An 11,301-nucleotide genomic window follows, 5' to 3' on the forward strand; every position below is an offset into this window, starting at 1 on the left:
GGCCGAATATAAAACCCCTCCTATAAACGGGCCAAGGTTAAGGGAGAGAGCGTGATTTGAGGGGAGTGACGCGGCCACGCACTGCCGGGCAGGGGGAAGGGACCGCCCGCGTGGGGTCGCTCGGGAGAAGTATGTACGACAGAGAACGGATCGCGAGAGGCACGGGTGCGTCCATCGCGGCGTGGGCGCTCGCCGGGTTGTTGATCACGTCGACGGGTGTCGCCTACGCAGTACCACTGGCCGGGATCGGCGGCTTCAGGATCACGGCCGACGAGATCCGGTCGGATTCGCTCGTCCTGTATCCGGGTGTCGGGGACACGTCCGAGCAGGACGCGTACCCGCAGGCGCTCGTGGAACTCGAGGGGACGCAACTGGAGAACCTGCGTGCGTTCAAGGACATCGACCTGCGGGGAACGCCGGTGTTCTCCGGACGGCTTCGTTTTCTCCTGACGAACCGGGGGACCGTCGACGGCAACGCGATCCTGCTGAAGACCTCGGCGCTCGAATCGCGCGAGGCGACCTTCGACGACTTCGCCATCGAGGACGAGGGGAGCGACGTCCGGTCCGCCTTCGAGATACGCTCGACTGGCGGGGCGACGTTCGAGGACGCCGACATCCGGGCCCACTACCTGACGGCTGACACGCTCACGTCCTCGAACCTGATGATCCACGCCTGCTGGGACCGCGACGACGACGGCACCTTCGAGTACGGCCCCTGTCGACGGGTCGGTGGAGGCTGACGCCGATGACGACCGACACTCCGCTGTTGGCCGCCGCGGCTCGCCGGACCGGAAGTGTCGAAAGACAAAAGCGGGTCGAGGTGCGACCTTCGGCGGAATGAGTGGCCCGTTGTCCGGTGGTGGCGCGTCGCTCGCCGAGTGGGTCAGGCACCCACGGGCCACGTTCCGCCGGTGGCGCGAACCCCGTCCGCTCGGCGGTGCCGTGCTCTTGCTTCTCGGCGGGCTGATGATCGCGTACGTCCCGGCACAGTTCGCCTCGGAGCTGTTGCTCATCGGCGGGACCGTCACCGTCATCGGGCTCGTCTTCGCCGTCGCGGTCGCGTTCTGTGGCATCGCCGCCCTCGCGAAACCCCGCTTCTCGACGGTCTTCGGGACGCTCGGTATCGTGTTCTCCACGTTGTCGCTGTTCGGCGCCCTCGGCGGCATGTTCGTGGGGATGATCGTGGGGACGGCCGGCGGCATCCTCTGTTACGCCTGGGACCCGCCGGAGGGCTACGAGACTGCGACGCTCGCCGAGGCGTCGGGCTTCATCTGGCAGGGGGCCGGCGGCTTCGTCTGGCAGGACTCTCGCGGCTTCGTCTGGCAGACCCAGGACAATCGAGAGACCGACGCCGACGCCGAGAGCGACGGGACAGAGCCGGTCACGGACGGAGCGGCGGACCCCGAACCGGGGCTCGACCTGGTTCCGGACGCCGCCGACGACGCGGACGGTGTGGACCTTGCTGACGCGGTCGACGACGGCTCGGACGACGAGACGGCCGACGACGAGTCGGACGACGACGCGGACGACGAGATCGAGACCGGGTTCGAGTTCGACGACGAGATGGACCGCCGGGACCGGTTCGAGCTGTAACCATGTCCGATGGTGGCTCCGACCCGACCGGGCGACGGGAACGGCTGCGGAAGGCGTGGGCGTACTTCGGGCTCTGGCGGGAGTTTCGTCCGTTCTGGGGAGGAACGCTTCTCCTCCTGGCCGGCCTGGCGATGGGGTTCATCCCCGTGGTCGCCGCCGGGATACTCCCCTTCGCCGTCGGTTCCTTCACCGGTTCGGCCCTGCTTTTCGCCGTCCTGCTCATGCTCTGTGGGTTGAGCGCACTCACGTTCCCGCGCGTCTCGTCGGTCGTCGGGCTCGCCGGGATGTTGGTGTCGGTCCTCTCCGTGTTCGGCGCGCTCGGGGGCTACCTCGTCGGCTCGTTCCTCGGCGGCGTCGGCGGCCTCCTCGCGTTCGCCTGGCGGCCGCCGACCGTCGCGGAAATCGAAGCCGAGTACGGCACCGTCGACGACGTCTCAGTCGACGACGCCGACGACGGAGAAACAGGCGCGAGCGGTGACGACGTGGGAGCCGCAAACGCTGTGGACGCGGCCGAGGAGTGATCGAGCGGACACTCAGTCGGCGGCCTGCTCTGCACCGGTCGCGTACTCGCGGGTGACGTCGACGAGGGCTTTCCGGTACTCGCTCTCGTCGGGGTCCTCGACCAGCGAGCGGAAGTGGCGTTTGAACCGCTCGAAGCGCACGTCGGGGGCGTCGGCGGCGGCCGCGTGTGCGAGGTCGTACAGCCGGTGGTCGGTCCCGACCAGGTCGTGGCGCTCGACCAGCGCCAGGGCGAAGGCGGCGTTGACGGCGGTGATCTCGGGGTCGCTGGCCGGCGTTCGGCGGGTCCAGGCGGCGGGGTCGGCGGGCCGGTCGGCGACGGCGGCGGCGAGGCTGGACTCGAAAAAGGCGACCAGTTTGTCCGCGGGCGCGACCGAGAGGGTGATGTCGTCGGCGTAGATGTCCTTCATGTGGTTCGCGATCTGGTAGCAGTGGGTGAGCTTGCGGCGCTCGACGCTGCGGCCGGCCAGGGCGAGATAGATGGCTTCCTCGGTCGACTGGGTGTGTGAGGGGTGGCTGCGCTCGTGGCGGTGCATGTGGGCGAACTCGTGGAGGGCGAGTTCGCGTGCCATCGCGCTGGTGGCGGCCTGCCGGGAGATCGTCAGCAGGTGGCCGTCGTCGGTGTGGCTGACGCGGGTCCGCTCGTCGGGGTCCTCGGTGACCTCGACGGTGACCGGGCTGGTCAGGTCGTACTCGGTCTCGAAGAGGGCACGCGCACCGAGAAACGGCTCCGTCGGCCCACTGTTCCGCACGCGTACGTCCATGTCCTTCCCTGATACGGTGCCAGTCCGTATGACTCTTGCGGGGGTTCGTGGCCGCCTGCGGGCGGTTTCCCAGCCGTTCGGCGGGCCGGGGCAAACCACTTCACTTTTGACCCTCCTTCCGATATGGAGGAGTATAATGGGCCGACGCAAGAAGATCGTACAGGAGTGCGAACGGCTGATGGACGAGCCGGAGAACATCCGGAACATCGCCATCGCCGCGCACGTCGATCACGGCAAGACGACACTCACCGACAATCTCCTCGCTGGTGCGGGCATGATCTCCGACGACACCGCCGGCGAGCAACTCGCGATGGACACCGAAGAGGACGAGCAGGAACGCGGGATCACCATCGACGCGGCGAACGTCTCGATGACTCACGAGTACGAGGACACCAACCACCTCATCAACCTCATCGACACGCCGGGCCACGTCGACTTCGGGGGCGACGTGACCCGCGCGATGCGTGCCGTCGACGGCGCCTTGGTGGTGGTCGACGCCGTCGAGGGTGCCATGCCCCAGACCGAGACGGTCCTGCGGCAGGCGCTCCGCGAGGGCGTCAAGCCAGCCCTGTTCATCAACAAGGTCGACCGCCTCATCTCCGAGCTCGAAGAGGGTCCCGAGGAGATGCAGGAACGGCTGACCGCGGTCATCCGCGACGTGAACGAACTCATCCGCGGCATGACCGAGGAGATGGAGGACATCGACGAGGACTGGACGGTCTCCGTCGAGGAGGGCACCGTCGGCTTCGGCTCTGCGCTCTACAAGTGGGGGGTCTCCATGCCGTCGATGCAGCGGACCGGGATGAACTTCGGGGACATCATCGACCTCGAACAGGACCACAAGCGCCAGGAACTCCACGAGCGGACGCCCCTGTCGAACGTCGTGCTCGACATGGTCTGTGAGCACTTCCCGAACCCCGTCGACGCCCAGCCCCGTCGTATCCCGCGTATCTGGCGCGGCGACGCCGACTCCGACATCGCCGGGACGATGGAGATGGTCGACGAGGACGGCGAGGTCGTCCTGATGGTCACCGACATCGGGATCGACCCCCACGCCGGCGAGATCGCCGCCGGCCGCGTGTTCTCCGGCACCATCGAGAAGGGCCAGGAGCTCTACGTCTCCGGGACTGCCGGTCAGAACCGCATCCAGAGCGTCGGCATCTACATGGGCGGCGAGCGCGAGGAGGTCGACCGCGTCCCCGCCGGGAACATCGCCGCCGTCACCGGCCTCAAAGACGCCATCGCGGGCTCGACTGTCTCCTCCGTCGAGATGACTCCCTTCGAGTCCATCGAGCACATCTCGGAGCCGGTCATCACCAAGTCCGTCGAGGCCCAGCGCATGGACGACCTGCCGAAGCTCATCGAGACGCTCCAGCAGGTCTCCAAGGAGGACCCGACGATCCAGATCGAGATCAACGAGGACACCGGCGAACACCTCATCTCCGGACAGGGTGAACTCCACCTCGAGGTCATCACCCAGCGCATCGAGCGCAACCAGGGCATCCCGGTCAACACCGGCGAACCCATCGTCGTCTTCCGCGAGGCGCCCCAGGAGGCGAGCCGCGAGGTCGAGGGGATCTCCCCGAACCGCCACAACCGCTTCTACATCTCCATCGAACCCCTCGAAGACGAGGTCGTCGAGACGATCAAGATGGGCGACGCCTCGATGGATATGCCCGAACTCGAGCGGCGCGAGGCCCTGATGGAAGCCGGTCTCGACAAGGACACCGCTCAGAACGTCGAGACGATGCACGGCACCAACATCCTCATCGACGACACGAAGGGGATTCAGCACCTCAACGAGACGATGGAACTGGTCGTCGAGGGGCTGGAGGAGGCGCTCGACGACGGCCCGCTCGCCGCCGAGCCGGTCGAGGGCGCGCTCATCCGTCTCCACGACGCTCGGCTCCACGAGGACGCCATCCACCGCGGTCCGGCACAGGTCATCCCGGCCGTTCGGGAGGCCGTCCACAACGCCCTGATCGACGCCAGCATCAAACTGCTGGAGCCGATTCAGGAGGTCCGCATCGACGTGCCCAACGACCACATGGGCGCCGCCTCCGGCGAGATTCAGGGTCGCCGTGGCCGCGTCGACGACATGTACCAGGAAGGCGACCTCATGGTCGTCGAGGGCATCGCGCCCGTCGACGAGATGATCGGCTTCTCCAGCGACATCCGCTCCGCGACCGAGGGGCGTGCCTCCTGGAACACCGAGAACGCCGGCTTCCAGGTCATGGCCGACAACCTGCAGCCCGAGACCATCACCGAAATCCGGGAGCGCAAGGGCATGAAGACGGAACTGCCCGAGGCCATCGACTACTTCTAACCCACCTTTTTCTGCGTCGGGTTCGCGCTCCGCGCGAACCGCCCCTTGAAAAACGTGGGCGAAAAAGGCGCGAGCGGCGGCGCCGCTCGCGTGAACCGCGGCGCTACGCGCCGCGGATGCTTGCCCGAACGTCCCCTTCTCTCCGCACTCTGCTTCCCCCAGACGTACCTCCGTCGGACCGCTACATCGTCACATGTCCGTGCTCTACCAGGTCGTCGACATCGTCATCGGCGGGCTGATCGCCGGAGCGACGACCTTCGTGCTGTCCGCCGCCACCGCCGACCAGCAACTCGCGGTGACGGTCGGGGTCGTCCTCGCCAGCATGTACTACTTCTCGCGGAACCCGTGGGGGAGCGACCCCGAGCGGGCCGCCGAGTACAACGCCCGCATCGACGAGTTTTACGGGAAATTCCTGCCGTAGCGCGCCGGCGAGCCAGTTATCCCTCGCTCCCGGCGTGGGTCACGAGATGGTCGAGACCGGCCGTCAACACGAAGAGGACGGCACCGACGTACAGCAGCCCTCGGGGGTTGGCGACCAGTTTCGTGACGACCCCGTTTCCGGTGCCGATTACCGCAGCCAAATAGAGCAGGAGCGATCCGGTCCAGCCCAGTCCCGTGAGTCCGGCGAGTCTATCCATCTCGTCGTCCGACAGCCCATCAAGGTTCATCGGTACTCGTGGTAGGACGGTCCTACTCACCGGTAGGGGATGAACGTACCTTCGGGATGCTCCCGGGACCGTTACCACGTGGTTACGGCTCACTCACCGGTGGGGACACGGTGTGCGCACGACTCAGTCCACCAGCATCCGCGCCGCGTAGCGGCGCGGTTCACCGTCAGAGCAAGCTCTGACGAAACCACGTTCGTTCCCTGCGGTCACTCACGTGGACACCGAGCGCTCGCTTCGCTCGCGCTCGGCCTTTTTCGCCCACGTTTTTGCCGCGAGTGGTTCGCGCGGAGCGCGAACCCGAGCGGGAAAAAGGTGGGCTTATAGGCGCGGGTTCGCCATTCGTATCCATGACCGAAGGGGTCGTTTCCGGTCGACGGGAGGTGAACGAGGCATGAGCGACGGACACGGCGACGAGGTCCGCGCCTACACGGTGCGGCTGGAACTCGTCGACGAGCCCGGCGAACTGCTGCGCGCGCTGAAACCCATCGCGGACAACGGTGGGAACCTGCTCTCGATCTTCCACGAACGGGGGAACGTCACACCGCGGGGCCACATCCCCGTCGAAGTCGACCTGGAGGCGACACCGGAGCGGTTCGACGCCGTCGTCGAGGGGCTCCGCGACGCGGGGGTCAACGTCATCCAGGCGGGCGCGGAGCGCTACAGCGAGGAGCTGACGCTCGTGCTCGCCGGCGATCTGATCGGGACGGACCTCTCGGATACGCTCTCGGCGATTCAGGACGGGACGGACGCCTCGGTGACGGACGTGTCGCTAACTGCGCCCGAAGGGGCCGACGAGACGGCGAGCGCGCGGCTCCGCCTGGCGACCCAGAGCGGGGAGGGCGACGCCGTCCTCGCGGCCGTCCGCGAGGTGGCCGCGGTGAAGGACCTCCGTGTGATCGAACCGCTCACCGGAGGTGGTGAAGCGTGAGACTGGCCGTGCTGGGTGCCGGCGCGGTCGGGAGTTCGGTCGCCGAACTCGCCGCGGCGTACGGCCACACGGTGACGGCGCTCGGGGACTCGTCGAGTGCCGTCGTCGACGCCGACGGGGTCGACGTGGACGCGGCCCTCGAACGGAAGCGCGAGGAGGGGCAGGTCGGGGCCGCGGAGCCGGACGCGGCGGTCGACGGCCCGTACGACGCGCTCGTCGAGGCGACGCCGACGACGCTCGACGACGCCCAGCCGGGCTTCGGCCACGTTCGGGCGGCGCTGGAACGGGACCGCCACGCCGTGCTGGCGAACAAGGGGCCGGTCGCGGAGCGGTACGACGAGGTGCGAGCGCTGGAAGCCGAGAGCGCCGGGCAGGTCCGGTTCGAGGCGACGGTCGGCGGCGCCATTCCGGTCCTCGGGACGGTCGAGGACTACGGGCCCGGGAAGATTTCGGCGGCCCGGGGTATTCTCAACGGGACGGCGAACTTCATCCTGACGCGGATGGCCGCCGAGGGGCTGGGCTACGAGCACGTCCTCGCGGAGGCTCAGGACATGGGCGTCGCCGAGGCCGATCCGACCTTCGACGTGGAGGGGATCGACGCGGCGCTGAAGTGTGTCATCCTCGCGAACGTGCTCGCACGGGGCGAGCGGACGTACACGCGCGCGGACGCTGAAATCGACGGCATCACCGACGTGCCGGGGAGCGCGCTGGAACTTGCCAACGAGGACGGCCGGACGATCCGGCTCATCGGCGAAGTGACCGGCGAGACCGTCCGGGTCGGGCCGCGCCTGCTTCCGGAACACGCGGACCTGGCGGTCGGCGGGACGACGAACATCGTTCAGCTGGAGACCGAGAACGCGGGCCGGCTCAACCTCAGCGGCCGCGGGGCCGGCGGCCCGGAGACGGCCTCCGCGGTGCTCGCCGACGTCAACCGACTGCCCGAACCCTGAGGCCGCGGGGGCAGACGGCCCGGGCCCCGCCGACACGAGCGCGCCGTCCGTGATACGGGTTCCCAAAACGCAGGACGGCGACGGGACGACGAACGCTTCCTATCGAAATCGTTTTAACTGCCTCCACCAAAAGAGTCCGATATAGCGCCTCTGCGCGTGAGATAATCAATGAGCGACGAACGCCACCAGAACCTGGCCATCATCGGCCACGTTGACCACGGGAAGAGTACGCTGGTCGGACGCCTCCTCTACGAGACGGGGAGCGTACCCGAGCACGTCATCGAACAGCACAAGGAAGAAGCAGAAGAGAAGGGCAAGGGCGGCTTCGAGTTCGCCTACGTCATGGACAACCTCGCCGAGGAGCGCGAGCGCGGGGTCACCATCGACATCGCCCACCAGGAGTTCAGTACCGACGAGTACGAGTTCACCATCGTCGACTGTCCCGGCCACCGTGACTTCGTGAAGAACATGATCACGGGCGCGAGCCAGGCCGACAACGCCGTGCTCGTCGTCGCGGCGGACGACGGCGTCCAGCCACAGACCCAGGAGCACGTCTTCCTAGCTCGCACGCTGGGCATCGACGAGCTCATCGTCGGCGTCAACAAGATGGACCTCGTCGACTACGACGAGAACGACTACGACCGCGTCGTCGAGGAAGTCAAGGAACTGCTCCAGCAGGTCCGCTTCAACACCGAGGACGCGAGCTTCGTCCCGATCTCGGCGTTCGAGGGCGACAACGTCGCCGAGGACTCGGAGAACACGCCCTGGTACGACGGGCCGAACCTCCTCGAGTCCCTCAACGACCTGCCCGCGCCGTCGCCGCCGACGGACACCGACCTCCGGCTCCCGATCCAGGACGTCTACACGATCTCCGGCATCGGGACCGTCCCGGTCGGTCGTATCGAGACGGGTATCCTGAACACGGGCGACAACGTCTCGTTCCAGCCCTCGGACGTCTCCGGCGAGGTCAAGACCATCGAGATGCACCACGAGGAGATTCCGAAGGCCGAACCCGGTGACAACGTCGGGTTCAACGTCCGTGGCGTCGGCAAGGACGACATCCGCCGCGGTGACGTCTGTGGGCCGGCCGACGACCCGCCGAGCGTCGCCGAGACGTTCACGGCACAGATCGTCGTCATGCAGCACCCCTCCGTCATCACGGCGGGCTACACGCCGGTCTTCCACGCACACACCGCACAGGTCGCGTGTACCATCGAGTCCATCGACAAGAAGATCGACCCCTCGTCCGGCGAGGTCGCCGAGGAGGAACCGGACTTCATCCAGTCCGGCGACGCTGCGGTCGTCACCGTGCGCCCGCAGAAACCCCTCAGCATCGAGCCGTCCGAGGAGATCCCGGAACTCGGTTCCTTCGCCATCCGCGACATGGGTCAGACCATCGCGGCCGGCAAGGTCCTGAGCGTCACCGAGCCATAACGCATGCAACAGGCACGCGTTCGGCTCGCCGGTACGAGTCCCGAGGACCTCGACGACATCTGCGAGGATGTCAAGGAGATCGCGAACAAGACCGGCGTCGCCTTGAGCGGCCCCGTTCCGCTCCCGACGAAGACGCTGGAAGTTCCCACCCGGAAGTCCCCTGACGGTGAGGGGACCGCGACGTGGGAGCACTGGGAGATGCGCGTCCACAAGCGCCTGATCGACATCGACGCCGACGAACGCGCGCTCCGCCAGCTGATGCGGATTCAGGTCCCGAACGACGTCTCTATCGAGATCGTCCTCGAGGACTAAGCCGCCGTCGGCCGGACCGCCGTCTCACGCGCAGTCTTCCTGCGCTCCAGCGGCGACCGACGAGATTAAGGGACGCCCTCGACAACGACTGCGTGCGGGCTCGTAGATCAGCGGTAGATCGCTTCCTTCGCAAGGAAGAGGCCCGGGGTTCAAATCCCCGCGAGTCCACTCACTTCTTTCCTCCGGTTTTCGGCAACTTCAGCCATTCTACGCGGGGTCGTAACGAAATCGGCTGCAATTCGTCACGATTCGTGGTGCGAATCATCGCTGGCCTGCGATTCGCATTCTGGGATTCAGAGACAGACGAGATAATAAGTCGGCCACTGAGGGGTGAATCAGACACGGAACAGGTAGGAGCGGTCGCCAAATTTAGAAACGCTCCTAACTCACCATCGTATTTTGCGATTCGGAAATGAACGATATTCTCTGAACACCACCACTTTAAAATAATAATCAACCAACAAGTATGATGCCCACTCGATGGTGGTGTGGGTGGAAATCATGACACGCAAACCTTCAACTAACAACGACGGGCCCGACCCATCCGACGAACTGAGAGAGAAATTCGACCGGCGACAGGTGCTTCGAGGCTTGGGTGCCGGAACGACTGTCACCGCTCTCAGTCTTGGAAGCGTCGGTACTGCGGCAGCCGCAACGACCACCGTCTCCGGTGGCGGCGATGCGCTTCAGAATGCGATTGACGGCGCAAGTGACGGCGATACGCTCGTTGTGACGGACTCTGCAACGTATGATCCCGTAACTGTCGACGTCAGCGTCACGATTGAAACAGACGCCGATCCGACTATCGAAGGAGACGGTGGTACCGGCGCGGCAGTCAGTATCGAGGCCGACGACGTTACGTTTGCGGGGTTCACCGTCACGAATCCTGACGGCCTTCTCGGCATCAAAGTTCAAACGGACTACGACGGCGCGACAATCGAAGACAACACAGTCGAAGATGTCGGACCGACTGGACGTCTCGGCGTGACCGGAATCATCGTCGGACAGGGTGACCACGACGATATCGAGATCTCGAACAACGTCATCCAAAATCTCGATCAAGAGACGACCGATGATTCTGGATTCCCGACAGTCAACGGGATTCTCTTTGATGCGGATGGTTCTACTCCGGGAACGATCACGAACACGGCGGTCAACAACAACGTAATCCGCGACGTCGAAAGCGACATTGCGCCGCTCGGTATCGTCGTCCAGCACGAGACCGACGGCGTCGATATCAACAACAACGAAATCAGGGACCTCACTGCCGCCGATGATACCGATTCGGATCCCAGTGATGGCGTCGATTTCGGCTTCACCTTCGCACAGGGGATCAACATCGCGTCGCCGTCCACGGCTGACACGGTCGTCAATCACAACGTAATTGAGAATATCACGAGTGCTGAGACGATTCTGCCAGAAGCAGTCAAAATCGATGGCGACGGTGGTGGTGTCAAATTCCGAGCGAACCAGTTCCTCGTCGCAGTTGGACTTAACAACAGGAATGGGACTGACGGCGGCAGCCGGGACCCGTCGGACGACCCCGTCATCGACGCGAAGAATAACTGGTGGGGTAGTCGGAAAGGCCCGGAGGAAGCAGACTTCAATCAGGACGCTGACGACGACAAACGAAGTGATGTTGTTGGAAATGTCACGTACGAGCCGTTCCTGCGAAACCCACCAGGCAAAAACTCGAACAAAGGTAATGGTTCCCCCTGAATAATATCTGCTCCTTATTTTTAGCTCTCTATCATTGTACTGCCGTTCCAACTAACCACCCGAAAGCACCAGGATTAAACGGATTCTT

12 protein-coding genes and 1 tRNA gene are annotated in these 11,301 nt (G+C 65.4%); 11 read left to right on the forward strand and 2 right to left on the reverse strand.

Annotation, left to right across the window (positions count from 1 at the left end):
* Positions 1 to 131: 131 nt before the first annotated feature.
* The 3 genes from MUG96_RS03390 to MUG96_RS03400 all read left to right on the forward strand — a co-directional run bounded on the left by MUG96_RS03390 (position 132) and on the right by MUG96_RS03400 (position 2,114).
* A complete protein-coding gene (locus MUG96_RS03390) occupies positions 132 to 740 on the forward strand; it encodes a hypothetical protein (protein ID WP_246986495.1) in 609 nt (202 codons plus the stop codon).
* Between the two features lie 97 nt (positions 741 to 837).
* Positions 838 to 1,593: a DUF6114 domain-containing protein gene (locus MUG96_RS03395; RefSeq protein ID WP_246986497.1), complete on the forward strand. Its 756-nt coding sequence runs from the start codon at positions 838 to 840 to the stop codon at positions 1,591 to 1,593.
* Positions 1,594 to 1,595: 2 nt separating this feature from the next.
* Complete coding sequence (locus tag MUG96_RS03400) at positions 1,596 to 2,114, forward strand: DUF6114 domain-containing protein (protein WP_246986500.1); 519 nt, start codon at positions 1,596 to 1,598, stop codon at positions 2,112 to 2,114.
* A gap of 12 nt (positions 2,115 to 2,126) precedes the next feature.
* Here MUG96_RS03400 and MUG96_RS03405 read toward each other — a convergent pair whose 3' ends face one another.
* A complete protein-coding gene (locus tag MUG96_RS03405) occupies positions 2,127 to 2,876 on the reverse strand; it encodes a DUF5781 family protein (RefSeq protein WP_246986502.1) in 750 nt (249 codons plus the stop codon).
* A 136-nt stretch (positions 2,877 to 3,012) separates the two neighbouring features.
* Between MUG96_RS03405 and MUG96_RS03410 the strand changes: the two genes are divergently transcribed.
* Both MUG96_RS03410 and MUG96_RS03415 read left to right on the forward strand, forming a co-directional pair.
* The gene (locus MUG96_RS03410; RefSeq protein WP_246986504.1) at positions 3,013 to 5,202 is read left to right on the forward strand and encodes an elongation factor EF-2; all 2,190 of its coding nucleotides are present in this window, start codon (positions 3,013 to 3,015) and stop codon (positions 5,200 to 5,202) included.
* 193 nt (positions 5,203 to 5,395) lie between these two features.
* On the forward strand, positions 5,396 to 5,623 hold the full coding sequence (locus MUG96_RS03415; protein ID WP_246986506.1) for a hypothetical protein: 228 nt from the start codon (positions 5,396 to 5,398) through the stop codon (positions 5,621 to 5,623).
* A 16-nt stretch (positions 5,624 to 5,639) separates the two neighbouring features.
* Here MUG96_RS03415 and MUG96_RS03420 read toward each other — a convergent pair whose 3' ends face one another.
* Positions 5,640 to 5,870, reverse strand: coding sequence for a hypothetical protein (locus MUG96_RS03420; protein ID WP_246986508.1), 231 nt, complete (start codon positions 5,868 to 5,870; stop codon positions 5,640 to 5,642).
* A gap of 391 nt (positions 5,871 to 6,261) precedes the next feature.
* Here MUG96_RS03420 and MUG96_RS03425 point away from each other — a divergent pair, with 391 nt between their 5' ends.
* The 6 genes from MUG96_RS03425 to MUG96_RS03450 all read left to right on the forward strand — a co-directional run bounded on the left by MUG96_RS03425 (position 6,262) and on the right by MUG96_RS03450 (position 11,213).
* The gene (locus MUG96_RS03425; RefSeq protein ID WP_246986510.1) at positions 6,262 to 6,798 is read left to right on the forward strand and encodes an amino acid-binding protein; all 537 of its coding nucleotides are present in this window, start codon (positions 6,262 to 6,264) and stop codon (positions 6,796 to 6,798) included.
* The gene (locus MUG96_RS03430; RefSeq protein WP_246986512.1) at positions 6,795 to 7,748 is read left to right on the forward strand and encodes a homoserine dehydrogenase; all 954 of its coding nucleotides are present in this window, start codon (positions 6,795 to 6,797) and stop codon (positions 7,746 to 7,748) included. The genes MUG96_RS03425 and MUG96_RS03430 overlap by 4 nt, the downstream gene beginning before the upstream one ends.
* A gap of 168 nt (positions 7,749 to 7,916) precedes the next feature.
* Complete coding sequence (gene tuf, locus MUG96_RS03435; protein WP_246986514.1) at positions 7,917 to 9,182, forward strand: translation elongation factor EF-1 subunit alpha; 1,266 nt, start codon at positions 7,917 to 7,919, stop codon at positions 9,180 to 9,182.
* A 3-nt stretch (positions 9,183 to 9,185) separates the two neighbouring features.
* Positions 9,186 to 9,494 carry a 30S ribosomal protein S10 gene (gene rpsJ, locus MUG96_RS03440; RefSeq protein ID WP_246986516.1) on the forward strand — a complete coding sequence of 103 codons (309 nt, stop codon included), beginning with the start codon at positions 9,186 to 9,188 and terminating at the stop codon, positions 9,492 to 9,494.
* Positions 9,495 to 9,590: 96 nt separating this feature from the next.
* Positions 9,591 to 9,662 (forward strand) — tRNA-Ala (locus MUG96_RS03445).
* A 333-nt stretch (positions 9,663 to 9,995) separates the two neighbouring features.
* Positions 9,996 to 11,213, forward strand: a complete 1,218-nt coding sequence (locus MUG96_RS03450) for a right-handed parallel beta-helix repeat-containing protein (protein WP_246986517.1) — start codon at positions 9,996 to 9,998, stop codon at positions 11,211 to 11,213.
* Positions 11,214 to 11,301: the final 88 nt, after the last annotated feature.

This window comes from Halorientalis marina, from assembly GCF_023028345.1.
GTDB classification, from domain to species: domain Archaea; phylum Halobacteriota; class Halobacteria; order Halobacteriales; family Haloarculaceae; genus Halorientalis; species Halorientalis marina.